Source organism: Paenibacillus sp. Cedars (assembly GCF_003184205.1).
Lineage (GTDB): Bacteria > Bacillota > Bacilli > Paenibacillales > Paenibacillaceae > Paenibacillus_AQ > Paenibacillus_AQ glucanolyticus.
In genome coordinates, this window is record NZ_CP020866.1 from 4,798,096 (window position 1) to 4,823,056 (window position 24,961).

Annotated in this window: 23 protein-coding genes; 7 read left to right on the top strand and 16 right to left on the bottom strand. The window is 41.1% G+C overall.

All coding sequences use genetic code 11. The annotated features are described in order from the left end of the window. Positions 1 to 69: 69 nt before the first annotated feature. Complete coding sequence (locus B9D94_RS23770; protein WP_063478662.1) at positions 70 to 1,248, bottom strand: DUF4317 domain-containing protein; 1,179 nt, start codon at positions 1,246 to 1,248, stop codon at positions 70 to 72. Between the two features lie 320 nt (positions 1,249 to 1,568). Continuing rightward, positions 1,569 to 2,729 carry a cobalamin-independent methionine synthase II family protein gene (locus B9D94_RS23775; protein WP_148248120.1) on the bottom strand — a complete coding sequence of 387 codons (1,161 nt, stop codon included), beginning with the start codon at positions 2,727 to 2,729 and terminating at the stop codon, positions 1,569 to 1,571. Positions 2,730 to 3,168: 439 nt separating this feature from the next. On the opposite strand from B9D94_RS23775, the gene B9D94_RS31135 reads away from it, so the two are divergent. Beyond that, the gene (locus tag B9D94_RS31135) at positions 3,169 to 3,318 is read left to right on the top strand and encodes a hypothetical protein (protein WP_172963989.1); all 150 of its coding nucleotides are present in this window, start codon (positions 3,169 to 3,171) and stop codon (positions 3,316 to 3,318) included. Between the two features lie 481 nt (positions 3,319 to 3,799). Continuing rightward, positions 3,800 to 4,243: a hypothetical protein gene (locus tag B9D94_RS23780; RefSeq protein ID WP_148248121.1), complete on the top strand. Its 444-nt coding sequence runs from the start codon at positions 3,800 to 3,802 to the stop codon at positions 4,241 to 4,243. A gap of 250 nt (positions 4,244 to 4,493) precedes the next feature. On the opposite strand, the gene B9D94_RS23785 is transcribed toward B9D94_RS23780, so the two are convergent. Continuing rightward, positions 4,494 to 5,066, bottom strand: coding sequence for a hypothetical protein (locus B9D94_RS23785; protein ID WP_148248122.1), 573 nt, complete (start codon positions 5,064 to 5,066; stop codon positions 4,494 to 4,496). Positions 5,067 to 5,146: 80 nt separating this feature from the next. Next, positions 5,147 to 6,055: a hypothetical protein gene (locus tag B9D94_RS23790; RefSeq protein WP_148248123.1), complete on the bottom strand. Its 909-nt coding sequence runs from the start codon at positions 6,053 to 6,055 to the stop codon at positions 5,147 to 5,149. 681 nt (positions 6,056 to 6,736) lie between these two features. On the opposite strand from B9D94_RS23790, the gene B9D94_RS23795 reads away from it, so the two are divergent. From B9D94_RS23795 to B9D94_RS31975, 4 genes are all read left to right on the top strand, one after another. Beyond that, positions 6,737 to 6,919, top strand: a complete 183-nt coding sequence (locus B9D94_RS23795) for a hypothetical protein (protein ID WP_006208376.1) — start codon at positions 6,737 to 6,739, stop codon at positions 6,917 to 6,919. A 16-nt stretch (positions 6,920 to 6,935) separates the two neighbouring features. After that, a complete protein-coding gene (locus tag B9D94_RS23800; RefSeq protein ID WP_138917772.1) occupies positions 6,936 to 7,139 on the top strand; it encodes a hypothetical protein in 204 nt (67 codons plus the stop codon). Positions 7,140 to 8,468: 1,329 nt separating this feature from the next. Beyond that, a complete protein-coding gene (locus B9D94_RS23805; protein WP_148248124.1) occupies positions 8,469 to 8,675 on the top strand; it encodes a ParB N-terminal domain-containing protein in 207 nt (68 codons plus the stop codon). A gap of 273 nt (positions 8,676 to 8,948) precedes the next feature. Next, positions 8,949 to 9,230: a hypothetical protein gene (locus B9D94_RS31975; protein WP_367613830.1), complete on the top strand. Its 282-nt coding sequence runs from the start codon at positions 8,949 to 8,951 to the stop codon at positions 9,228 to 9,230. Between the two features lie 851 nt (positions 9,231 to 10,081). On the opposite strand, the gene B9D94_RS23815 is transcribed toward B9D94_RS31975, so the two are convergent. From B9D94_RS23815 to B9D94_RS23845, 7 genes are all read right to left on the bottom strand, one after another. Next, entirely contained in the window at positions 10,082 to 11,071 is a 990-nt protein-coding gene (locus B9D94_RS23815; protein WP_148248125.1) for a tRNA dihydrouridine synthase, read from the bottom strand. A gap of 192 nt (positions 11,072 to 11,263) precedes the next feature. Further along, complete coding sequence (locus B9D94_RS23820; RefSeq protein WP_148248126.1) at positions 11,264 to 11,833, bottom strand: SF0329 family protein; 570 nt, start codon at positions 11,831 to 11,833, stop codon at positions 11,264 to 11,266. A gap of 312 nt (positions 11,834 to 12,145) precedes the next feature. Next, entirely contained in the window at positions 12,146 to 13,162 is a 1,017-nt protein-coding gene (locus B9D94_RS23825; protein ID WP_036640813.1) for a carbohydrate-binding protein, read from the bottom strand. Positions 13,163 to 13,617: 455 nt separating this feature from the next. Then, complete coding sequence (locus B9D94_RS23830) at positions 13,618 to 14,085, bottom strand: hypothetical protein (RefSeq protein WP_148248127.1); 468 nt, start codon at positions 14,083 to 14,085, stop codon at positions 13,618 to 13,620. Between the two features lie 360 nt (positions 14,086 to 14,445). Then, positions 14,446 to 15,033 (bottom strand): stalk domain-containing protein, encoded by a 588-nt coding sequence (locus tag B9D94_RS23835; protein ID WP_172963990.1) that lies wholly within the window; start codon positions 15,031 to 15,033, stop codon positions 14,446 to 14,448. A 303-nt stretch (positions 15,034 to 15,336) separates the two neighbouring features. Further along, positions 15,337 to 15,966, bottom strand: coding sequence for a hypothetical protein (locus B9D94_RS23840; RefSeq protein WP_172963991.1), 630 nt, complete (start codon positions 15,964 to 15,966; stop codon positions 15,337 to 15,339). Between the two features lie 439 nt (positions 15,967 to 16,405). After that, positions 16,406 to 17,224: a hypothetical protein gene (locus tag B9D94_RS23845; RefSeq protein WP_148248130.1), complete on the bottom strand. Its 819-nt coding sequence runs from the start codon at positions 17,222 to 17,224 to the stop codon at positions 16,406 to 16,408. A gap of 172 nt (positions 17,225 to 17,396) precedes the next feature. Here B9D94_RS23845 and B9D94_RS23850 point away from each other — a divergent pair, with 172 nt between their 5' ends. Continuing rightward, positions 17,397 to 17,753, top strand: coding sequence for a hypothetical protein (locus B9D94_RS23850; RefSeq protein ID WP_148248131.1), 357 nt, complete (start codon positions 17,397 to 17,399; stop codon positions 17,751 to 17,753). A 974-nt stretch (positions 17,754 to 18,727) separates the two neighbouring features. On the opposite strand, the gene B9D94_RS23855 is transcribed toward B9D94_RS23850, so the two are convergent. The 5 genes from B9D94_RS23855 to B9D94_RS23870 all read right to left on the bottom strand — a co-directional run bounded on the left by B9D94_RS23855 (position 18,728) and on the right by B9D94_RS23870 (position 24,785). Beyond that, the gene (locus B9D94_RS23855; protein WP_148248852.1) at positions 18,728 to 19,426 is read right to left on the bottom strand and encodes a nuclease-related domain-containing protein; all 699 of its coding nucleotides are present in this window, start codon (positions 19,424 to 19,426) and stop codon (positions 18,728 to 18,730) included. A gap of 47 nt (positions 19,427 to 19,473) precedes the next feature. Beyond that, positions 19,474 to 19,797, bottom strand: coding sequence for a restriction endonuclease (locus B9D94_RS31640; protein ID WP_253806028.1), 324 nt, complete (start codon positions 19,795 to 19,797; stop codon positions 19,474 to 19,476). A 154-nt stretch (positions 19,798 to 19,951) separates the two neighbouring features. Beyond that, positions 19,952 to 20,155 carry a hypothetical protein gene (locus tag B9D94_RS31645; protein ID WP_253806030.1) on the bottom strand — a complete coding sequence of 68 codons (204 nt, stop codon included), beginning with the start codon at positions 20,153 to 20,155 and terminating at the stop codon, positions 19,952 to 19,954. 6 nt (positions 20,156 to 20,161) lie between these two features. After that, entirely contained in the window at positions 20,162 to 22,594 is a 2,433-nt protein-coding gene (locus B9D94_RS23865; protein WP_148248132.1) for a restriction endonuclease-like protein, read from the bottom strand. Beyond that, positions 22,566 to 24,785 (bottom strand): MrcB family domain-containing protein, encoded by a 2,220-nt coding sequence (locus B9D94_RS23870; RefSeq protein ID WP_148248133.1) that lies wholly within the window; start codon positions 24,783 to 24,785, stop codon positions 22,566 to 22,568. The genes B9D94_RS23865 and B9D94_RS23870 overlap by 29 nt, the downstream gene beginning before the upstream one ends. Positions 24,786 to 24,961: the final 176 nt, after the last annotated feature.

A 24,961-nucleotide genomic window follows, 5' to 3' on the forward strand; every position in this document is an offset into this window, starting at 1 on the left:
GTTGCGTTAGTGCTTTTTATTAGGTTATTTGGTGCGGCACCTGACCTTTGCTGTGCAATGAAATGTGGTTTAACTTAAAAGCGTCTCTGAAGCGAGCGTAAACCCTTCAATCGCGACATCTTCGTCCACTTCAATCATGATGCAGCGTTTACCTTGGTAATTAACCTGTTTGATGTACCTTAAATCCTGCGGACTAACCGAAATCGTAGCTACCTTGGTTTCGATCTTAATGGATTTGGAAGTAAACTTCGGCAGGACGCTGGTTGCCTTCATCTCATAGTTCTTGTTGTCCACGATCGTTTCGAATGCCCGCTCCACCTTCTCGGTTGTCACGTCCTCTACGCCGCTTGCGTTCAGTACGCGCTCCAGATCTTTATAATCCAGCTTCGGAGGTTCTTCCTCCTTTGTCTCTTCGTTAATTTCGATCACCCGGTTGATTTCCTCGTACACCTGGGCAATGGTGGCTGAATCGAGCTGTTCGCCGGCCACTTCCTTGACGATATCTTCGAAGATCGCTCGCTCTTCAAGTGCCGTTACGGATCTTTCCCCATTCAAGACCTGTTCGACAAAATGCGGATCCGGAAAATTCGATTTTCCCGTACAATACAAAATACGATTCACATCGGAATAATTGTCCGTCACGCTAGGGTACAGGAATCCTTGCTCCGGCGTACTTAACTTGATAATCGGATCTACAATGACATTGTACTTGAACTCCCTCTCCACATAATCGAACAGGAGCGTCTTCCGTTGTTTCTCCGTAGAATTCACACTGCATAAAATGAACGGATGAGCAAACACCTCGTTCTTCTCGCTCTCTTCCGCTTCATCGTTTCTCGCCTTGGTCGGCATATAATACTGTCCCCGAACGAACGTGACCACCATATCACGCTCATATTTGGCATCCGCCAGCATTCTCTCGACAAGCATCAGCATCAAGTCCTGCCATTCTTCCGGGTCACCCGATACGAGAGCTTGGTGAAGCAGTACCTGCGCCGGTTCCTCCGCTGCTTCCTGAAACCTCAATTCGAACAATTTTTGATCCAGTTCGCCGGTCAGCAGTTTTTTGAAATTACCCATATATAACTCCTGCTTCTCCCGATCCACCAGCTCGAACGGCAGACGCTCCCAGTGATAGATTTCATTCGTTTCCTTCGTAATATAGACATTGAGAATATCGTAAATATTCAGTAAATCGTGGTCCAGCTTAAATTGCTTGCGTATGTTGGCGACTTCTTTTTTGTTCATATCGGACTCTGCAGCTCCTTAGATATATTCTGGCTTATTTAGTATAAAGTATTGGAACGTAGATTTGTTAGCGATCTTGCGGCTTGTATTGCTGTACCTTAGGCCAATTCTCCTGCGGCCCTGATCCTCTATTGTGGCATATTTGAATACCTGAGTCGAGTACATATCCTTGTGGGAACCCATATCAAAACAACGAAGGCTTCTCCTGTTCGATGCTGCAGATGCTGCAACACGCTGCATATAAAAAAAAGATGACTCTTAGGGTCCATAAGCGGCCCGTTGAGTCATCCCTATTAGCTCAAGATGATGTTTATCCGAATTTAGTTATTCCAGTATTGCTTGGCAATCTGTTGACCTTGGTTGATCTTCGCCCATTGCTCGGCTTCGCTTAGCTCGTTACCGCCATCGCAGGACGCAAAGCCGCATTGATGCGAGAGCAGCAGACGGTCCTTATCAATGATTTTGGATGCTTCGTCAAGCAGACGGATGACGCGTGCTTCATCATCAAGTGTACTTGTTTTGGAAGACAGCAAGCCCAGAACAACCTCCGTTTCCGGTCTGTCCTTGAAAACCTCCAGTGCTTCAATCGAACCCGCACGATCATCATCCCACTCCAGGAAGAATCGATCATATTTCAACTGCTTCAGGAACAGATTGGCGATTTTCGCATAAGATCCACCGCCCATGTTGCGGGAATCATAGTTACCGCGGCAGTTGTGTGTCCACATTTTCAAGCCGAGGCTATGACCGAAATCAATCACGGTATTATTAATATCAATAAATTCGGTGGCGAGACCCTGTACTTCCGCTTGATTAATATGCTCCCCTGTAAACGGAGAGTTCGGGTTGTCGTCTGCAAACAGCTCCCACAAGCAATCATCGAATTGCAGGATTTTGCCGCCTGCCGCAGCGAATTCCTCCACGAATTCCTTATACGCGCTCACAAGACCCGCTTTGAGCTCCTGTTTGTTCTGATAAACCGCATCGGTGCCACCAATGTTATCCGACCAGGAAAGTTCACCGTAAATATGGGAAGGAGATGGGACGCAAAGCTTCGTCTGCTGATCGCCTGCCGTATCTTGGAGCTGTTTGAACAGCTGAATGAAGTGATGATTCTTTCCGCTCAGTGCGCCCGTAATGCGCAATCCAATATCTTTGCGTGTTTCATATTTCGAGGTTCCGTCCACATCCCGGAAGAAGTAGCCATGGTCCGCGATATAACGCTCAACTCCGCCAAAACCCCACACAAAATCCAGATGCCACATCGATTTGGAGAATTCGCCGTCCGTAATAACCGACAGGTTATGCTCGATTTCCTTGTTCACGACCTGTGTGATCGCCTCTGTCTCGCACTCGGCATACCCTTCAAAATTCTCATAGAACGGATACTGGATATCATCACGATGTTCAATTTGCGTTTTATATTTCAGCAGCTCTTCGGGCCGCAACAAACTTCCTACGATCTGGAACTTATCCGTCATGTACATAACCCCCTCGTTGTATAGCGATATCATATCACGACGAGCAGAGTTAGAAGGCATACCAAATGATCATAACTAGTTATAGCTAAAAGCTATAGCGAGAATGATGACAGAGATTTCTATGGATACTGAATTCAACTGGATATCGTACAGGAAGACGTTAATGATGCAAAAGAACTGGATACTACACTGTCATACTTGGCGACGCTGATCACTATCTTGGAAAAAGGTAACGAAACTCGTGGGTGAGCAACAAAGTACGTTGGCCCTTCGCCATTTACGCCGACAAGAAGATCAGCCGGGATGCCTACAAGGTGCCATAAATCAAGGAAGATTAGCGCGGCACGGGTATTCACCCGATAACCGGCCAACTGGAGCAGTCGTTTCGATTGCAAACCTGACTGAGTGTTGGTCAATCGGAAGAGACTATCAAAGTGGTATGCCGCTGCTATACAACGGTGCCGACAGGCAAGACAAGTGTGTCAGTTTAAAAGAGGATAAGTTCAGCTATTACTCCCGTGGCCGTTATGCTTGGAAAATGTCCGATGTGCAGCGCATTTCGGAGACGATTCCTGCGAAAGGGCAGTAAGGGTTCTGGATTGGGAAGGGAGGCGGCATGACAGAAGAACCTGACAAACCGGCAGACTGATGCTCTGGAATTTATTGACCACGATATGAACACAAATTGACTCTAAAGTGACTCTAAGTTGAGCACCACATGAAAGTTTTCCCGTGATAGGATGTAACCATAGAAAAAGGCGAGAATGACACTCATGGCTGCATGAATGCGGCATATGACCGAAGAGTACCTCTTTTCGCCTTTTTTACTTAGTAAATCAGTATTACAGTCAGAATTAAGGTAGGTTTGAATATATAAGTTGTGGGGAGTTTGGGATTAGCGATAGTTTTTTTAGGCAGGTCAGGAGTGATGCCTTGACAACTCTTGCAGCAGCTTTTAAGTAGTGAGAAGTCCCATCCTGTTGCAGATATAGCTAACGATAATTCTTATCTATGATTTCGACTAAAATATATGGTAGCTTAGAAATATGAATTTAATAGTGGAGGTTTACATGGCGCGTGTTACAGCATTACTAGGAGCGGGTGCAAGTGTAGACATAGGTGGACCACTATCAGTAGACCTCACTTATAGGGTGAGGGCAAGAGTACAGGAAATATATGATCCTAAGACTCAAAATATCAACAGAGTGCCATTTTTAAATGAAGTTCCCACGAAATTGGATAATTATTTTTCACCAGAAAAAAGTCATTTTGAGGATATATTTTATGCGCTTGAAAGCCTCTCTTCATTCACACGAGGATGGAGACCAAGGACTATTAAAAAATTCAAACCTCATCTAGGATCTTTGTTGAGTCCTATTAATGAACGTTTTTTCGACGAATTGTTATTATTACATGCTAAAAGAGATTTGCTTTCAGAGGTAGGAGATGCAATAAACGGTTATGATAGTCTTTTTTATAGAAGAGAAAACTATATAGGGTATGAAGTTCTTTAAGAAGAAGCTGGTATAACGGACACAAACTTGACTCAACCTGCAAAATCACCAAAAGACGAACCCAATTACGGGTTCGTCTTTTTTTCTGATATCATTTGCTATGTTCAGACAATAAGTTGATCACGAGCTCTATCAGAGCATATTTCAATGTTTTGTTTTACGAACAACATCATGAGAATTGAGAAAAAAGAAATCAAAGAGAGCTCATGTTTTCCTATTCTAAAGTGGCCTACTCTTTTTGGTTTATCGTTTAATTTTTGAAGTAACTATACAAAATAAATCCTGAGTACTTTAAATCAAATCCATTTTTTATTGAATGATAGTTCTCAACTGGTACTCCAAATGAAAATCCTGAATTCTCTTCAAATGCAATCTGCCCCAGTGGTATGATTTCTTTTTTGCTGGTCGTAATTTCAAAAAGGTTATTTGGAGTATAAGCATGTGATGTTCCATCTGCATTGAATACATTATTAGACAGAAAGACGCTATCGTCTTTATTGATCTTAGTTGATGTTTTAAAAGTGAAATATATATCATTTTCTCTATATTGAACATTCTCCAATATTATTTTCGTGTTATTTTTTTCTAAAATGGTTACTTCTACTTTTTTCGTGTTTTCAGTTTTATTTGCGATCCACTCTGGTTTAATATGAACATTTATTGAGACTGGTTTCTGAATTTCTTGAATTTCATATCCATTATTTTTTAACCTATTTTCAAAACCTTTAATTTGGTCTTTTTTTGAAAACTGCACTACAACTAAGATGATTATGAAGATCAGAATAAGCATGACTGATAAACCTAGAAGTGTTTTTTTACGCATAACTTCCCCCTGCAATTTAAATAAGTCAACAGAGATGCATAAAGCAGCTCTGTTGACTATAATACTCTAAAATAAAATTATTAAAAAGTTTTATCAGCATTACTATATGCTGGGAAACGGTTAGATGTGCTTGAGAAGTTTATTGTCACTCCATAGGTAGATCCTGTACCGCCAAACGATACACTTGAGATTCCAGTCGTATTCCAAGTATGTCCATAAAAGCTTCGTGCATACCCGTGGTAATTGGTGAACGTGCTTGAATATGTGGCTGAGGCTGCGAACCCTCTACCTAAATATGTAAAGGTACTTGGATTAACAGCAATAAGTTTGGCGTTGTCTTGATAATCAAAAGCAACTCCTTTTTTTCCATCCCCGTGGCTAGGGCTGGTTGACTCAAGTGTTCTTCCACTATGATCAGTAATATATGCAGAAGACCGTAGCATAACAGGAGCAGTGCCACTGGTATTATAGAAGGTAAAGCCCACTGTGTCATAAGAGCCTACATTTTTAACAGTACCTACCCACTCACCAAAGAAAGATGGGAGATCATTTACCCAGTTGTTATTGTTCCAACTTCCGCCACCTGTTACTGTCCACCTTTGTGTTTGCGCGTCGTAACTAATAGTTACATTAGACATCGAAATATCAGCTGCCTGGGAAAAAGGCGAAACTTCTGACTCGATAACAGGTGTATCTAATACATAAATATCATCTTGTTCAAGAGTTGCCTTCATAACTGATAGAGGCACATCAGATGCGGCCATTTGATTCATTTTTCGTTCTACTTCTTTACTTCTCTCATCTTTTTCTTCTTCAGTCAAGTTGGGGTTGTATTTACTTTCGTATTTTTTAACTAGTGCCTGTTTTGCTGACAATGCATCAGAACTAGGGGAATCTGTTAAAGGACTACCCATAACCGACTGCGCAGAAAATATAAGAAGAAGAGGTGTTAATAAAAAGGCTTTTTTAATTTTGGATTTAATATTCATTGTTTTCCTCCTAAATAGCATGATTTGATTACTAATTATCCCTTATTTAGAACTGTATGTGATTACAATTTTAATTATAATATATATAATGTGTAAATATTGTCGAAAATTGTAAATAAGAACTAGGTATTTAGTTCTGTTTATGAAATAATAATCACTACCAAATGGTTTGAAAGATTTACTGAGCTAATTTGAATTTAGATTTACATCATATAACCAGCCTCTTTTCAATAATTGTGTTTCATATAAATAAACACACAGTAAAATGAAAAAGTTGGTATAAAAATATATTTTCTCAATTATTTAGAGTGTACTCCCTACAATGTAAGGAATCGACATCTCCAAATAAAAAAGCAGTACGTATTTAAGCTGCTTTGTATCTATTTAGAGTTTAAGAGTACCTCTTCATTTAAATTGGAACCAGTATTCTTCACATTGCCTCCCTCGACCTCCCTCGACCTCCCTCTCCTTTTATATGTGACCTTCTCTCTCTTTTGATGAAAATCAAAACAAGTTATCCAGGTAAGCCAGGATAACCGGCGAAAAAATTGAATGATACAAGAAACAATCCGAGATAATGACCATCATGCTTGCTTTCACGGTGGTTTTGGGAACAGTTTATTCAATTATTGCGGCTCTCTCTATAGAGGTCCTACTCTCAAGCTACTGGATGTTATACATATGACAACAGAAACAAAGGAACTGCAGGCACAGCGTGAGCGTTATAATAGCGGCCGTGATAACAAAGAGCTTGCTTCAAGGAACCGAGAAGCTTTTAAAACGATCTTGAACACTATGCAGCTTAATGATAATGCAGAAGTACCTATGATCACCGTTACTATGATGGATGTATCCCAACTATGATGATTTGGAGCATAGCATGACTGAAGATGAATCGAACTTTCGTATTAAGCTTCTTGAAAATGCAGGATTGATCTCAGTACGTGAAGCCTCATTTGGTGCTCAATACATCTATACTTATCATAATAGATTCTATTTTAATGAGAGACCAAACTATACTTATGTAGATACAATTGGGCATTCTTGGCAGACTAATGCTACTCCCAAAAATTCAACTGGTTAATACTATGTTCAAAACTTAGCTAGCCTTAAGAAGTGATTTTGGATTCAAAAGTATCGATCAGTCCTCCTTAACAGGAACTAAAGATGAAGTTGATCTTCGTGCTCTTACTGGCCAACATATTGGAACGCTGACTACAGAAGTTAGAATTCCAGTATCCGACCAAGGAAAGACAGCTGCATTTGCAAGTGCTTATGCACATTCACAAACTAATAGTTTGATTAATATGGCCTTAGGTGTAGCTGGTATAACTTTTGGTTCACAACCAGGAGATAAATGGGGCTGGCGAGATAGTTTCAAAATAGGTCCCCCTGCTCCTTAATTTTTCAATTCAATGAATTATAGTTTGAAATCTCACCCTGGGCGTACTGATAGTAACAGACTGGATTTTTCCAGTCTGTTTTTTTGTCAATGTCGCCTATAGACGTAATAAATCAACACTCTCTCATTTCGAAACAGACTGATAATTGCAGTTGTGTGGAGTAAGTGGAACGAAATGGTTCTATAGTAGACGACGATTGGTGAAGAAGAGAAAACCTTCCTGATGTCGAAATGTTATCGGAGATTTAGGAGGGGTGTAATGCAATATTTAAGACATCAAGCAGTATTCGGTGATCCTTATTGAAAGAATCCTATGATTATATTGCCGATTTTGAGTTCGTTAATGAAAAAATCACCTGGAAGATTAACGGATAACGAAAAATTCGCTTATTTTTTACTTTGTCTAATGCTCATTATTCCAGGCATTGTATTTACGATATACTGCGTTTACTTCTATCAGTAAGTGATGATTAAAGCACCCCAGTGGGTGCTTTTTCTTTTGCTCTTATGCGACGAAATATAAGCTGTTTTAAGCCTGATTGTCAATTGTGGACGATTAGAAGATGACCAGAAAACTTCAGAGAGGGGGCATAGCCTGGCGTATGCTCCTATTTGCCTTGCATCCGTCTAGGGTCCAACTCAACTAATTTCAGGAAGGGCTCGGTGCTTTTAGTAGGGGCCTCTTTTCGTTTAATGGATAGCGTTACTTTCTTAAGGATGAGGATTGTTACAACATACATTATGAAGAACAGCAAATATGGCGTTGTCATAAAGCACTCACTCCTTTCTGGTCTTGACGAACTAACTATCGGAATGACCTAGCGTTTAGTTGCAACCGAAAACTGATTTTTTCAAGTGATGCAAAAGAGATTTTCATCAGCGGGCATCCCTACTATAGGTAGTCGTTCTTGCTCGGAGAAACGATGCGAGGGAATTTCCCCTTCAATTACTTATAAGGGCATGTCCATGACTTTATTAAGGGGCCCTCAAAACATTTACGAGGTGATAGAAGTGAACATTCGAATCGTGCCGATTAATCAAATCAATGCAGCAGCTTACAACCCAAGAGTGGATTTACAACCGATATATTCAAAATATGGAAATTTGAAGCGTAGCATTGAGGAATTCGTCTATGTAGAGCCGATCGTTTGGAACAATTGTACCGACAACATGGTCGGCGGTCATCAGCGGTATAAGATCATGGTCCATGAACAATGACATATGGAGTTGGCCGTGAGTGTCTTCGATCTAGATGATCAACAGGAACGTCATCTTAATCTCGCACTTAATAAGGTGTCCGGCTGTCAGCAGTTAGATGAATCAATTCTTTGATTTCTCGATGTGGCCGAGAAGCTCCAGTCCCGTGTGATCGTGGCAGAGAACGTTAAAGGTAAGCTTATTGGTAAGGCAAAAGGATTCGTTAGTCTGGTCTTATAGGGCACGAGACAAATCGGATACAAGCCGCAGTTATTCCTACTTAATTCAGCAACGATAGGGGTCCCACAGAAACGTGAGCGAGTCTTCTTTGTGGCCGCACCGGAAGACACACCTTTCCCGAAACTTAAATTGAAATTCAATGAGGCGCCTATACAGTATAGGGAGATTCGGGCCGATCAGGGACTGCCAACTAATCCAGAAAGTAAGACTTTCCAGCGTTGGTACAAGAAACGTCCTCCTGACCAAAACATGGGAGATGTGACTGAACGCGAAGAGGGAAAAACTAGCAACTTCAACACTATACTGGTTAAGAATCAAAAATCGCGAACACGCTAGCCAACCATCCTACGCGATGACGTACCGTAACAGATCTCTGATACGGATATCATTTGGATGCAGATCTTTCCGAGCAACTATGATTTCATTGATTCGGATGTACATTACGTGTGCGGTATGAGCGTTCCGCCGTTTATGATGCAACGTATCGCTGAACAGATTCACCTTTGATGATTTAAGGCAAATTAAAAGGAGGACGCAGTAACGTCCTCCCCCATAGACAAAGGTATCTCCGGCTGAGATAGCGGCCCGCCACGCGTGGCATTTTGCAGGCATCCGCTATCTCGCATATCATCTTAACGGTTTCACAAATGTACTACGCCGTAATCCATAAAAATACTGCACGAGGCTGGATGCTTTAACTTTATTTTCTTGGATATGTTCAGAACTCGTTTTTTGCCAACTCGTCTGTCTTCCAAAGGAAGATTATTCAACAAGATAACGTGGCTCTCCAGACTTACCTCTATACTGTAAAATTGCTTCTCCTTGTTTGATATTCATAACCATCCTTGAGGTGGCCTATCTATATCCATCAACAATAACCAGCACTTATCCTCTATGATCAAATTTGAGAACAAATAAGGTAATGTATGCTGTTGACGGAGTTTCTGTTCAATAAGTCATTCCTCTAACAGTATTTCTGCTAATCATTCTTCTCTGCTGTTTCCAAAAGAAAAAACACAGCCAAGTCAGCCATGTTTTTCAAAATGTTACTTGTTCTCTTGAAGCACCCTGTTCCACTCAACAAATACATAGCTATGCGATGAAAGCGGCTCCATTTTTTGCCAAAGCTTGAGTATTCACAAACAAAAAGCTATGCCACTCGTTTGTTGTTTCTCCAGCCAATTAATTTAATTTCCGCGTTCATCTGCCTCATCATGATCCTTGCTTCCAAACTCATCGAGCAGCGCACGTACTTCACTTGTTGACTTAGCGTTCATTAAGCTATTTCTGAGTTCACTTGCTCCTCGGAATCCACGGACATAGATTTTGAAGAAGCGGGCAAGAGGGCTGAACGAACGTGGCAGCTGTGCAGAATAGTGATCATGGAGATCCAGATGTAGCCGCAGCAGATCAAGCAATTCCCCACTGCTGTGTTCCTTCGGCTCCTTCTCAAAAGCAAACGGATTCTGAAAAATGCCGCGGCCAATCATAATGCCATCCACGCCGTATTGTTCAGCGAGCTTAAGGCCAGTCTGACGGTCCGGAATATCTCCGTTAATGGTCAGCAGTGTATCAGGTGCCACCTTATCACGAAGTTTCTTAATCTCCGGAATCAGTTCCCAGTGAGCATCTACTTTGCTCATTTCCTCTCTTGTTCGTAGATGAATGGACAGATTCACAATGTCTTGTTTCAAGATATGGGTCAGCCAGTCGCGCCATTCGTCTACGCTGCTAAAACCGAGCCTTGTTTTTACACTGACGGGCAGTCCCCCCGCTTTGGCGGCCTGGATAAGTTCCGCTGCAATGTCGGGACGGCAGATCAGACCGCTTCCCTTCCCATTTTCAGCTACATTCGCTACAGGACAACCCATATTAATATCGATGCCTTTAAAGCCTTCCTTCGCCATGCCGATACTCATCTGACGAAAATATTCCGGCTTATCTCCCCAGATATGGGCTACCATGGGCTGTTCATCCTCTGTAAAAGTCAAACGTCCGCGCACACTATGATTCCCCTCCGGGTGACAATAGCTCTCGGTATTCGCAAACTCCGTAAAAAACACATCCGGTCTGGCTGCTTCACTTACAACATGGCGAAACACAACATCCGTCACATCTTCCATGGGCGCCAGTACAAAAAAAGGTCGTGGCAAATCACGCCAAAAATTGTCTTTCATATTAATAACCCCTCTATCTATATATACCAGGACAAATCCAGTCCCGAAAATAGTAAATACAACCTGTTCGTGCCCTTGCTTTTTCTTCACTTATAACATGTTAAACAGCGTAAATCAATCGACAGTATATGTTAATCGTAGCAGTGAATACACTCCTAAAAACGATGTGCTCACGTCAATGCAAGTTCATGTTCATAACGTATTGAGCCGCAATTCATAAAAATACTGCAAAATGGGATGCTTTAACTTCATTTTCTCGCTCATGTTTAAAATTCGCTTTTTGCCAACTCGTCTGTCCACCAAAGCTAAAATATTCAATAAGATATCATTGCTCTCCAAGCTTTCATCTATAGAAGTCGATAAAAACGTAGTAGCTACCACAGTAAAATTGGATTTACTTAATGCGGCCTGCGCGGACAAAAGCTCTTTTGCAAGCTCTGAAATTTTCCGGCTTCTTGCAATGACTTGAAGACGATCCTCGGGAACGGTCCCCTTGGTATCCTGTCTGATCGCTTCAATTTCCTCGTGGCTGATCGGAATTTGGATATTCGGATCATTCTTAATTTCCTGCTCTGTCTGATACCATCGGATGAAGCCCGTTGTATCACTCATATTAAGGACGTTCTTTTTATCTACGGCAAGATAACAATTTCCGGATTTATCAGGTAGATAACGATAACTGGTTGCCCGGTATTCGACCCTTCCGTGTAACGCAGGAGAGAGAAAACTCTCCAGTTGTTGCTTTAATTTGCTCCAGGACATGTCATCCCCCTATATTCTTAAAGCCTGATTACCCGTGTTTCGCGGCAGATTTATGGCAATGGCACCTATAGTGCCAGGCTAGTTTGATTTAAAAACAACATATATTCTAAAGGTAAAATATTTCCCTTAGGTGAAGGTCTATCATACCATGATTATGGTCATATACGGAAACAAGAGAACCGCCATGAATGGCAGTTCTCTTAGTTCGATCCTATATTCCTTAGAATTTCTCAGTGTCTTGTCATAATTCGTCTTCTTAATTTGTTTATAAGATTGTATCCATACTGAGGCTATTCTTCATGGCATAACACCTTAATTCTTTCCGCCATAGCCCTTATAAGTAGCGTAAACTGCATCTGCATATTGATCTGCCAGAATAGGACGGCCATAAGAATCCGTAGCTCCCGGATACCAGTTATCTCCACCGTTGTAGTGTAATAATCCGTTGTAGATATTTCCAAACTTCGTAATCTTCTCATTTAAAATCAACGCACCCAGATATACCTGATCTTGTTCACTGCTATGATTATACGCACGGCCAAATTTTGAGCTGAATTGAGATAAATACGCATTGCGTGTGTTTGGTTCTACCTGCATCAATCCGTCGCCGGCCGATGGACTACCTGGTAAACCTGCTCCAAAGCTGCTTTCCTTTTTGATAACAGCACTTAGCAATAAAGCAAAATCTCCGCCTTTCCCATAGGCATTGTCCGCATTCATGACATATGTCCATATATGGCTCGGAACCTCGGCAGGCTTTGTTACTATAGGAGATGGTGAACCCGTATAAATCTTGACCGATGACATTTTGTCATTGATCGTGTTGCCAACCCAGGAAGAATCTGAAGTAAAGGTCCACTTTGTTCCTCCAAAATTATCATTCTCATATACTTCAACCGTCCAACCGCTTGGAACCTTAAGAGACGACATCCAGTCATTCGGAATTCCGTTTGCGTTCAACTGAGACAGTGTATAATTGCCTATCCCGAGTGTCACTGCTTTTCCTCCATAGTTTATATCTGCATAGAATGTTACTCCATTCGTTGTCGGTGGTGGGGTTGGTGGCGTAGTTCCGTCGCTACCGCCTTTCTGCCATAAAGCGGGAACATTGGACGGTTCCCAACCTACGAGAGAAGTATGTGCCTGAAGACAAGTATAAGTGCTTCCACTATAGGTTACTGTGTCATTTACTGCATATGCGGTATTTGGAGCCCATGCTCCTCTAGCGGCTGCGTTTACTGATGGTAAGGCTGCACAGAATGTGAATAGAAATACTGCTAAAATTACCAAAAGTGATAAGCGCTTAAAAGGAAACCTTTTATTAGTCATTTTCAAACCTCCTTGTTTTTTTATTTATCTGTAGCGCTCCCATGAGACATGCCACAGGTTTTAAATGTGCTATGATCTTACTTTATTTCCGTTTTTTTAAGTTAATTCCATAATTTTTTTAATCAGATTATTACAATTCAAACAATACAACGGCATGAAAAGCGACCGGCAGACTGCACCTGATCATTAGAAACGGCAGCGGACGTTTACCAATACGTCCAAACTTATAAGGAGTAATATCCGGAAGTCCGCATTACTGCCGATCCTGAGATAACGAATTTACTTAAACAACAACAAGGCGGTTCCTTACGAGGAGCCGCCTCTATTTTTTGTATGGGTTTTAATCTATATTTTCAATACCCCATCCTCCTGCTTCGTTTTTAGTAAAGAAGTAGGTAATTCCTTGATTTTCAACACTCCCGTCTGAGGATTTTTTTGCAAAGCGCACGCCTACTCTAATTTTGTTCTGGTTGATCGACTTTTTCTATGAGATCCAAATCATAGAACATAAATTGATCGCTTTCGTTTGTGTAATAGAAGCCTTCTCTTATAGATTCCAAAGACTCCTTATTCAGATTCTCTTTAAACGTTTCTTTGTTGTTCTCCACAACCGATTCAAGATTGTTCCTTAATTTGGAGATAATGTTGTCGTCAAAGAAGCTGCCTTTATATTTGTCAAAGTCAATAGAGACGCCTTTCTTAAAATCGGCCGCTGTTATGTCCTTAATTGCTTCTTTCTCGGCTGGTTCGATCAGACTTTCTGTGTTTGTTGGTGTATTGTTGGTTGAAGGTGCTAGGCTTGTTGTGTTGGAAGGTGCTTCGCTATTGGAAAGAGTGTCAGTGTCATCTGATTTCCCGCATGCAGAGAGAAGTAATGCTCCGATTAAACATAGAGCTAAAATACCGTGAGAGAGATTTTTCATTAAGTTGAATCCTCCTTGTAAGTTTTGGTATATATGTAAGAACGCAAGGGAGAAATTTATATTAGGTGCTCCATCCGATCTAATAATCAATGTATTATTGTAAAAGTGACTGATACTGCCCCTGCTAATACAGGAGTTGAACTCACATATCGGGCTTGGGTTAGCATTGGAAAACCTAGTGGATCGGGAACTGTTAAGATTGAACTGATTGGGAGTTAATGTTCTTTGTTCAACACTATACTTATGAAATAATGTCCTCCTATTTATGAATGTCTTCACTTGACTAATACAAAGAAGGTTTCCAGAAGCACATATGCTTCTTGGAAACCTTCTTCACTTGCTAGCTTTCATCTTTAAATGTTAGTCCTGGGAAAACCGTATACGATGAAAGTCCCTTTGCCGATCTTTCAATTTTTTAATTAGATATTTATCTACTTTCGATGGTCTAGGGGTTACATCAATATCCCAAGTGTTTTCTACAGGTGACGAGAGACCCACATACGATACGAATTTAACACGTACTTTATACTCGCCTCTACCGTCCACTGTCCCCGTCTTTTTCGCATCGATGATGACATGATCTAATATAGAAGGATAATTACCACCCACAGGAACATAAACTCCCGGGGCAATGAATGTCTTATCAAAACCTTCAACGACAAGGCTCTTAACCAATTCTTCATCCTGGCTATCGTACGCTAAAACAAACAGGTCAACCACTCTCTTAACTGCAGCCCACTCCTCGCCATACGTATCATTAAGGGATTGAATCCAAACATCGTTTGTTGCTGAAGTATTAGAAGTTCCTTGCTTGATGGATACTGTCTGTGTTTTGGAATCCCATGATACATTGGCCCCAAGCGCCTTAGATATGGTGCTGATCGGTACGAGCACTCGGCCATTTACATTCTTTGGAGCAACATCGGTCGCGATAATCTCCCCGTTCACAACGATTTTAATTTTCCCAGACCCAAAAGCATAACCCCGCCCAATACCAACGAAATACTCAGGGCTACAGTTGAGACCGAGAACAGCCTTTTTTTATTCACCAACAATACCTCCACAAGTGTTCTGCATAAATATAAACGCATTTCGGATTCAATTTATTTCCAAAAAAAGTAAAAATATATTTATATTCAATTACCCATATCCCCTAATGGCTATGAATCTAAAAGGAAATTATATCGCCACTTATTCCCCACCAGCTTTCAGGCTATCGAAACTTTTAAAGGTTAATTATATACTGATGGTTTATTTGGCAGGCACACCTACGAATGTTTCTAATTCATCTAGATCTTCTACTGTGAAAATCAGTCGCGCTGTCTGATCCTTGACAGGAAGATAAGCCTCCACGTTCATGCGTCCTTCCATGTTTACTAGCAGAACCGATCCGGAATTAATACTATGGTTTTTTAGAAATTCTACGACTTTTTGGGGGTTAACGATATTTTCTGGATCTTCACTTGTTTCATAAACGATAATGTTACCACCTTGATACTCAGATATATTACCGTTAAGTATAGTTAATTCGTCATTGACAGGCACTCCCTCGAATCGTGTGTCTGAACTGTAAGGAGACAGAATTTCAGATTTATCTGGTACTTCTTCGATTAATGAGTAGTGATAGTAGCGATCATGCATTGTGTGGAGACCACTTAGTTCCTTGGAGATTCGGTAATCGTTGGAACGATACAATTCGAACTCAAAATCGGATGATGACGGATCATATATTAGCTCAAGAGGTCCTGTCTTTTCATCGTAGGCGGGGAATACATAACCATGATTTTCAAGTGCTGTTGTAACCTCTTTCCTCCACTCCTTATAAGATGAATCTACATCGACTGCCTTTCCTTTTTGCGAGTTACATGCGGATAATAACATGACCAAACATCCAATGACGGCAACGAATCGCCAAGCTTTAATTTTAATCACCTTCAATTCTGTTAATTTAGATCATATAAGATATAGTAATTAACAGTATATTATACACAAAAAGGAATAGGAGGACATAAATATCTCTTCTGCCATTTGATTTTTGCAAAACCGAGATTGTTTGATTAATAAAGGACTCGATCAATTACACCTCACCAAACCAGGGGTACCCTTTTAAATTTGGCAAAACGAGTGAATTTCTGAATTATTGAATAAATTTATGTATACACCTTCTAGATAACTTCTCAAGTATATTTAACCATTTGTCTGACAGTTCAGATGATAATGGCCCCGGTAATATGAATTCATTCCGAGTTTCTTTTTTTGAATGAACAATACTATTTCTAAATTTATATAAATGTGCCGAAAAGTCATCCAAAGTATTCAATCAAATGAGACCGTTGTGAAACGCGTACTCCACAAGGTCATGAGTTTTTATTTTTTCCAAAAGAATACTTAGTAAGTTGTCTTCCTGAGTTTTGAAAATCTTTGTTATATCCAAAATCATAGCGTCTAAGTCCTTAGAAGCAACATATGACTCGCTGATTGTTTCAAATTCACTTTTTCTGTTTGGAATAAAAAAATATTCTAACACCCTGTATAATGATAACGGATCTTTCTTCCTTCGTCCTTCGTTATAAAACATAAACACTTCATCATATTTATGCTTTTGATAAGTTAATTCATTATTTTCATTAGCATCAAAATGATTAACACCATTCCAATCATCACCATAAAAAGTTATTATCTCAGGATAATCATTCTGTAAAGGTGCATAAATCCTCGAAATATAATATAAAGCCTGTTCAATCAACCTCTCCACTTCTTCGAATTCTACGTTATTAATCGACACGGTATAAAATGAATCCCATGTTCCATTAGAAGCACTATCATACAAGAGATGATTAAAAATAAACTTATATGTTGGGCTTGGTATCCCAAACCTTATTTCTGTATTACCAATTGAGAATGAATGATCAAATTTAAAGCCGTTTCTAGTGTGAATTGGCGAGTATGACACTAAAAGTTCACAATAATTCTTTAAGAAGAATCCTTTTCTTGGGTAATACCACATTCCAGGATTGTCAGCTCTGTAATCGTAAAGATTAAATAAGTGTTTAAATTGATCAACATTATTAGGGTCCAAACCAACCTTTTTAATGTCGATTGCAACAGTTTGTTTTTCTAGCCAAGGATGGAAAAACACCAACTTTTCCTCATCATATCGCAGAAATGTAAGTTCTTCTATGAGATCTCCGTAGTATAAAGACCAGTGGTTAAACACGTTAGGTACGTTAACAGGGAAATACGACGATATTAAGGAAAGACTGAAAGAAGTTAGCGACAAATTAGCGGTAACGGGGACACATATCGCAGATTTGGCAACGAATCCCAAACGTTTGCCTAAACAAATAGACAATCTTAAAAAGCAATCGAAAAGTTTGTTAAAACAAGGGGACAACATCAACGAGCTCATTTTCACTCTAAATGATACCCTTTCTAAAATCGAGGATGAGGCAGAGGATGTGAAAAAGGCGATCTTTGCTCTTGCTGGCGACCTGAAAGAGCGAATCGATCGCATCAAAGAGCAAATCAAACATCTCCTTCAGATCTTCCAAGGGCGTCTGGATGTTCGCACCCCATTGCTTCGTGTGACCAACTATGCCGTCGGCTTTGTTGTCGCTATCCATGCCGCCTTTTTGCTCATTGGCATCTGGATGATCACACAGGCCTAAACTAAAGCACCTCGGTGTCATGTGAGAATCAAACCTTTGACATGTGTTTAAAATAAAGCCTATAAGTTGGCTAACAACATGAAATACTCGATTAACCTTTGTTAGAAGAATTTAAATTCAACAGTAGAATAAGAATCTGCCTGTCCTTGTTGATATTAATAATGTAATGTAGTACAGGCAGAGAAATAATTCAATCAACTACTAACCCGCCCCTGCTCCTGCAAGGGCACCGCATGAGCAACCGCAACCAGCTTGTCCTTTAATAGTCATGGTTAGTACTTCAGGTTTAGAATAAGGTTTCATATTTATCACCTCCCTTCAATATTTTGCTTTATTTAAAGGAATTGATAAGAGTTACACTTCACATCTTAAAAAGTCTCGTTGAGGTATCATTCGTCTTTATTACGTGGTCAGTGTGCGTTCAAATTTCTATCCTGATTCCACTCTGAAGAGCTTACCCATTGAGAAGAGTCATTCTACTTGTTGAAAACACTCTGAAAAGAAGATTAGTCCTAACATTATTTTAAGTCCATGATTACCGCAAAATTCTATTACATGTTCAGTGTTGCCGTCTGAAGGATGTTTTAAGAGAATGTGATGGGGGAGGGCTGGGTCCAAGGACTCTTCTACACGAATTATGATCAGGCGCTTTTTTGATTTAGGTTGTATTTTATTAGAATTTTCATATTAATAAAATGTATGCCTTTATATAAGAGGATTTTAAAATGAAGTTTGAAATTTTGAGTTTAAAAACAGGTGCTTAACAGTGAATTAGTATATGTATCATTTTATTATAAAATATACCATTTGAAACACATTGTTAATATATCCCATAATAAATCATTTATTACATAAAAACCCTGAGAAATCTGAGTATTAATTAATACTGCTATATAGGAAAGATACAATGATTTAGCTATTACTAAACAACAAAAAGGACTGCCCATAAGCAGCCCTTTCATTTCCTTCGATGATCATTTCTTCGCCTTCCCAGCACTCCCCGCCTTTTCCACATGCTCAGCTCGAATCTTCGGATCAGTAATGTTCGCCTCAATCAAGGATTGATAGATCTTCTGAATATCAGCTTCCGTTAGAACGGTATCCGCCTTCTCCGCTTGAATCCGATTCATTTTGCGCTGAATATATTCGGACAGTTCGACATCGTACACAATCAGTTCGTCCGATTGGATTTTTCTCAATTCCGGATCAACGCTGAATCTACAACGCATCGTAAAAGAAACCAGTGAGATGAACCGGCTTTTTTGGTGGTTAGGGAGCAAACTTTTAATCGCTTGAATATGCCCGTAATTTTGCATAAAGGGATTATACATTTTAAACCGGTTACTTACCGTCCACGACTTATTCTCTCTTGTCCCCTTAATCTCCCCATTGTAGTTCTTTGTCTCGATGACAAACAATCCTTGCGGCGTGATTACCACATGGTCAATCTGCGAATAGCCCGTACGGGACTTCAAATTCTTCACCATTAAATCACTTACATATTTACATCCTTTGGGTAGTTGATCTAGTTGAATGTTAATTTTATGCTCACCCAGTTCACCAATTCGAGTAGGTTGAACCTTCCGTTTTGTACCGCTTCCAGATGTGTTAGTTTTATTCGTATGTTGACCCTGCTTTTTCTTTGGCTTATCAGAGGATTTGAACAAGGACATTAATTTTTTCAAACATAAGAGAGCTCCATTCTACATGTAATAATGATTCACCCGATCCGTTTCTTCTTTTTCCAGGCATTCAATTTATTCTCAAGTGCAATTCCGTTAATTAATTGAATGTTTAAACGTTCAGCGTCTCTTCTGGCGTCCTTGGTAAAATTACTGGTCGTGACCACCCAGGCATCATAACACCCGTGCACTTTCTTTCCTGCCTTCAATCGGAGAACAATATCATTACCGACATTCTGCTTCCACCATTTACACTGTACTGCAATTTTATATCCCTCTTTACCCCGAAGGATGAGGTCAACCTCGCTATCACCTGATCCACCAACTCGTTCAACGGCATACCCTTGGTCTTTGTAGTACAACTCCATCAGTCTTTCAAAATCTGGTCCGGATAGTTTATGGACATCAGCAGTGATGAGCTGAGTATCCGTAAGTTTAGTTAGTGCCTTCGTTTGATGAGACTGTGATTTCGTATGTTTTGAAGTTGTGGTAGAGGCAACTCTAGTTGTAGGAGCTTCATGGATTTCTTATTGCTCGTCTTTTTCTAGTCCATGCAGTGCCCACCCATTGGGCAACAACCAACCCCAAAATAAACACGCCTACAAATATACCCCAATGTAATTTAGGATTAATAAAATATAACGAGAGGGCTGCAATCGTAAACAAACCTCTTAGGACATGAGCAAGCTGTTGCCCTTCGGCTTTATAAGTTTTCGCCATAGCGGTTTAACTTCCCCTTTGATTCATTTTATCTGAACCATGAACTCCCAGCACCCGTTTAGCTAAATCCACCTGCTCATGATCCAACTCCACCCTTACCGTACCAGTTCGTCTATGCTCACGCCACTTTATCAGATCTTCTTCCGTCTCTAATTTCAGTTCCGCTATCTCTGCCGCCCGGTCGAAAATATACTTCGATGTATACAGAGCTGTGTAGATTCCTCGTCCACCTGAAACAATCGGTTTATCCCGTTTCATCCACCTATCGATCGTAAATTTAACATACAGCTTTTCCTCAGATCCCCGTCTCGCGGGACGCTCAGTAATTTCTCTGCGGCGCAGCACCTTCCAATCCGCTACTCGTCCGTACCAGTGAATGCCTATTTCTCCGGTAGAAGCGAACTTTCCCTTCGATTGATAGAGGCCAATATATTCGATCTGCGTTAGAATCTTGTGATCCGTTATATTCTCAAGAGGAATATGGTAAAAATGCAATTCCAGTGCCTGTTCCAACTGGGAAGGCTCTTTTAGTGAACCTACTAACACGTTTTTGCCAGCCATTTTGTCCTGGTAATAACTCTTCGTACCTCGAGGTCTCGTCGAGCGTTCGTATGCTTTTTCCGGACTGTCCTTAATGAGCTCATCCAGGAATTCTTCCATCAGCTCCGTTGAGTTGGGTAGAAAAGGGAAGGCTCCTACATTCACTAGCTCAATACTCTTATAAAAACGATGCCCCCGAAATTTCTCCTCATCATGATACGGAAAGAGCACATACGCCCCAAACATACTCCGTTCATACTCTTGCTCTTGCTTGTCTGAATACACGATTGCGTCCCGGTACCGATGCATTGTGTTAATATCGTCTTCTTCCGGACCTGGCTGCTTGTATTTATCAAAATAAGGGGTTCCCTCGTATGCAGGATTTATCCGATATTTCGCGTCAAAAATATACTTATACTCCACCGTAGCATCATTCTTCTTCAGCGTTAGCACATTATCCGGCTTCTGGCCGAGTGTAGCGCTCCGATCGCCTTTAGGAAGCACGTTGTAATAGAGCGTAAATATCTCACCGTTACTCGGGTTCCTGTACACCATCCTAGCGCTGGCGGACTTATCCAACGTCACAAAAATTCCGGCCCGCTGAACCTTGATGATATCTTGCTTGAGAAGTTCATACTTCTGACTGAGGAGATCATGAATTTTCAAGAAGCACCAGTATTCGTACAGCTGCGCCAAGTCTTTCATCGAGAGATGGAACAAGTCGCTTTGGATCGATAAACCTTTCATAAGCATCAAATAATTACGATACACTTCCCGATATCCGGGTGCCATCTGTAATACTAAAGATACGGATAGCTGCTTCATCCCACCAACGTTTAGAAAATCCAGTCTCAGCAATCGCTGCAGTCGATTCTGCATAGAGCTCATTCGCTTCATTAGGAGTGGATCCTGCATCCGAGCACTATTAGATAATCTTGACTTCAATTCCTTTAATTTTTTCGAAATGCGCTCAAGTACCCACCGAACAAACCGATTCTCCATCGTGTCATATTGGATTCGACGTTTCATTTCCAAGGCTTGGGTAGGGTACAAGGATTGATCGTTGACTGGAATAAAACCGATCTTATCGTCTTGTCTGAGTAAATGAGGGTGTTTAGTCAGATACGCAATGCTTTCTTTACCTGTCTTCTTGACCCTTGCTGCCTCAACCCTTCTCATCTCTTTCTCTAGCGTGTAGTTAGGAGAAGTCTGTATTCTCTCCACCGCTTGAACAAGCTGTTCAAACACATGCTGGAGAATCGCAAAAAATTCCGTAAGACTTTGATGTTTCGTTTCTTTTAATCCGGTTAAATGGTACGTTTTGCGAAGAAAATCAAAAGACAAATTATAAATCTGCCGATTCACATCGTCTAGAATCATCTGATAATCTTCTTTGTAATCCATTTTGGAAGGAAAAATCTCCAGCTGTAGCTGAAAAACAGCCTGTCCATTTAGCCTGAGCTCCAGATCGGATAGACCAACCTCGTTCTGAAAGTTCAAAATTCCCGACAGGATAGATTGGCCAAGTGGCTTAATCGCTTGCCTTACGCTAGCATTCTCATGATGGAAGGTTAGAGCCAGTGGCTGCTGCTTCTCCACAACGAGCTCATACGACTGCGTTTCGAAAAACAGCGGCCAACTCTTCTCCCCTACCTCCCATGGGGTGAGCGCTCCTGTTTCCGGTGAGAACACCGATATCTGCTCGATCCTTAATTCACTCGAAAGGGAATGAACCTGCAAGCTTGTATCAATCCATTCCCCATCTTTATGGCGATGAAGTTGCATAGACTCCACCGTTGGATGGTACGGTTTGCCTTGAATGTAGAGGTTGAAGAAGTTGGTCTCGACTCGCAACAGTTCCACACTCTGGTTAAGAGAGCCAGTAAGAGGTGAATCCATCTTCTTCTAACCTCCGTAGCATAAAGGCGATTTTCCGAGCGCTTAGAGGATGCTTAGCCTTGTTCTCCTCTTCGTTGTCATTCCATTTTAGGTAGATCTCCGACGCGTCATCCATAAGTTCTGACACTGGCAAAGTTCTCCCTAGTGCCCCTTGCAGAAGCTTAAGGAGTACCCGCTTCACAGATAGGCTACTACCATGGACGCGCGGTAGAATTTTCTGTAGCAGCTGGAGATCAAAGGCCTCATCATTCGAGAGCAACTCATAACGCTGATTGTATACCATGTAAAAACAGATCGAATCCCGGATCCGAAAACCGACATGAGAATGGATCTCTTCAAGGATGTGGTTGATCTTCACTAGCTTCTCCGTCGTGGCATGAACCAACTCCGTATAATCGAAGTATACGTCGATCAGTTGCAAATACTCACTTCGTAAGAACGAGTTGTGTACGGGCATAGGTGCCCCCTCATCTTGCGGTTCTAAGCTCGGATATTGCTGCAAATCAATATAGTTAAACTCGATCGTATTTGCACGATCCAGTACCTTCTTGCTAAAAGGATGCGTCGTCTCATCCATGTTCACCGTTCCAATCAGATACACATTATCTGGAATGGACAAGTCTCCATATATCGACTGATCCTCTGGTAACAAAGACTCCCGGTTAATAAGCTTGGACGTCACGATCCGATCTTGTTTCCATTCCTGCGTCTCAATCACGCTGAGCACATCGCTAAAGTAATACTCCACTCGCGCTAAGTTCATTTCATCCAGGCAGACAAAATAAGGCTTATGCTGATTCTCACGCTGAGAAGCTTCAACAAGCACCTCCGCTAAGCGTCCAGGCCGAAATACTCCCGACAAGTCTTTATAGCCTAGTAAATCAGAAGGATCGCTCCAGTCAGGTCGAACCGGTATCAGCGTAAATTGTCCATTGTCTCCTGTAGCACCTAGTGCCTCAGCAAAAAGCTTGATAAGCTTGGTTTTGCCGGTACCCGATACCCCAGCCAGAATGACAAAAGGCTTGGTTTTTAGGGAGAGGTACAGGTTCTCGATAAGACCCTGAGGATAATGGAATCCTCGGTGGGAGATGTATGATTGAATTTGCTCGATTTGTTTTGGCACAGTTAATGAACTCAAGGATGGGCTCTCCTTCTCTTCTTTCGATGGTACCTCTTCGTCTACACCTTTGTTCTTAATAACATGGTCCACATACATTTTATAGTTAAAGACCACATTCTCTAGATCCGCCAGTAATTGATCGTCATCTGGAATCGCATTTCGATCATATCGGATATACGCCACCGTAGAGACTTGGTAGTCGCGACCAAGACCGCTTTTCGAGGTAAGGTTAATGCCATCATCCTTCTGCATACCTTCAAGTGGAAGGAGTTCACGGAGCTCATTGGCCTTCTGTTCTAGGTAGTGGTACCCTTCTTTCTTTCCGAGCTCATCTTTGGGTACAGTAACCCCTTGGTTTAATGTAAGATAGACAGATTTCATATCCTCTGAAAATAAATAAACGATATATTCACCGTGCTGCGTTGTATCCGTTAACCGCTTATCCATCACCGCGATCCAAGGAACGTTGGCCCAGTTCCCCTGACCAACCGAGCCCTGGATTTTGTAGTTGGGATCGATAAAATAGAGTGACCTTATTTGCTCAGGGATTGTCTGCCTGAAGAGAGTGCCCAATGGGTGACCCGCAAATGCTTCGTTTCTAGCTGCTATGTAACTATTCATAATTTCGATCAGAACATTTTGAAGAGAGAATAGGGGCACCCCTAACTTATCGTTATAGTTCTGGAGCTCAGTTAGAGCATACTCTTTTAACTCTTGCATGACGTGGTCATCTAGTTTGTCTGCTATATCAGGACGAAACGTTACCGTTTGCTGATCTTGGTTAACTTCTAGGATGCTCGATAGCGCCTCCAACTGTGTTTTAAGCAAGGTTATGGTTTGAGATAAGGTAAAATTATCCCAGTGGATTGCCTTACCAAGGGGAGGTGAATCTACTCTCTTACCTAACCTACTATTCTCTTGAAAGTATGCCAAAAATCGCTCAGCAATCGTGCTGAGCGGGAAATAGAGTGAATGGGTCTGTTGGTAATGTTCGATAAGTGAAAGAACTAGGACCATTTTGTAGGATTTTTGTTTGGTGTGAAATATGGATGAGAGTTGGATTGGTAGCATTGGGACCTCCGACTGGTTGGCTTAGTTATAATTTTTTAAAAAGGTAAAAATTAATCCTCAAATATTCTACTGCTTTGATTATATATGGTTCAATAAGTACCATACTAGTTACAGCAGTATTTATTTTTTGTTCGAGCCCTGTAATCCGTTTCCGATTCAATACTTTCCCACCCAAT

What these genes read in the sequence shown, in the direction of transcription:
- B9D94_RS23770 (WP_063478662.1), bottom strand. Translation starts at nt 1,248, where the DNA reads ATGAACAAAAAAGAAGTCGCCAACATACGCAAGCAATTTAAGCTGGAC.
- B9D94_RS23775 (WP_148248120.1), bottom strand. Translation starts at nt 2,729, where the DNA reads ATGACGGATAAGTTCCAGATCGTAGGAAGTTTGTTGCGGCCCGAAGAG.
- B9D94_RS31135 (WP_172963989.1), top strand. Translation starts at nt 3,169, where the DNA reads ATGCCGCTGCTATACAACGGTGCCGACAGGCAAGACAAGTGTGTCAGT.
- B9D94_RS23780 (WP_148248121.1), top strand. Translation starts at nt 3,800, where the DNA reads ATGGCGCGTGTTACAGCATTACTAGGAGCGGGTGCAAGTGTAGACATA.
- B9D94_RS23785 (WP_148248122.1), bottom strand. Translation starts at nt 5,066, where the DNA reads ATGCGTAAAAAAACACTTCTAGGTTTATCAGTCATGCTTATTCTGATC.
- B9D94_RS23790 (WP_148248123.1), bottom strand. Translation starts at nt 6,055, where the DNA reads ATGAATATTAAATCCAAAATTAAAAAAGCCTTTTTATTAACACCTCTT.
- B9D94_RS23795 (WP_006208376.1), top strand. Translation starts at nt 6,737, where the DNA reads ATGACAACAGAAACAAAGGAACTGCAGGCACAGCGTGAGCGTTATAAT.
- B9D94_RS23800 (WP_138917772.1), top strand. Translation starts at nt 6,936, where the DNA reads ATGACTGAAGATGAATCGAACTTTCGTATTAAGCTTCTTGAAAATGCA.
- B9D94_RS23815 (WP_148248125.1), bottom strand. Translation starts at nt 11,071, where the DNA reads ATGAAAGACAATTTTTGGCGTGATTTGCCACGACCTTTTTTTGTACTG.
- B9D94_RS23820 (WP_148248126.1), bottom strand. Translation starts at nt 11,833, where the DNA reads ATGTCCTGGAGCAAATTAAAGCAACAACTGGAGAGTTTTCTCTCTCCT.
- B9D94_RS23825 (WP_036640813.1), bottom strand. Translation starts at nt 13,162, where the DNA reads ATGACTAATAAAAGGTTTCCTTTTAAGCGCTTATCACTTTTGGTAATT.
- B9D94_RS23830 (WP_148248127.1), bottom strand. Translation starts at nt 14,085, where the DNA reads ATGAAAAATCTCTCTCACGGTATTTTAGCTCTATGTTTAATCGGAGCA.
- B9D94_RS23840 (WP_172963991.1), bottom strand. Translation starts at nt 15,966, where the DNA reads ATGTTATTATCCGCATGTAACTCGCAAAAAGGAAAGGCAGTCGATGTA.
- B9D94_RS23855 (WP_148248852.1), bottom strand. Translation starts at nt 19,426, where the DNA reads ATGTCCTTGTTCAAATCCTCTGATAAGCCAAAGAAAAAGCAGGGTCAA.
- B9D94_RS31645 (WP_253806030.1), bottom strand. Translation starts at nt 20,155, where the DNA reads ATGGCGAAAACTTATAAAGCCGAAGGGCAACAGCTTGCTCATGTCCTA.
- B9D94_RS23865 (WP_148248132.1), bottom strand. Translation starts at nt 22,594, where the DNA reads ATGGATTCACCTCTTACTGGCTCTCTTAACCAGAGTGTGGAACTGTTG.
- B9D94_RS23870 (WP_148248133.1), bottom strand. Translation starts at nt 24,785, where the DNA reads ATGCTACCAATCCAACTCTCATCCATATTTCACACCAAACAAAAATCC.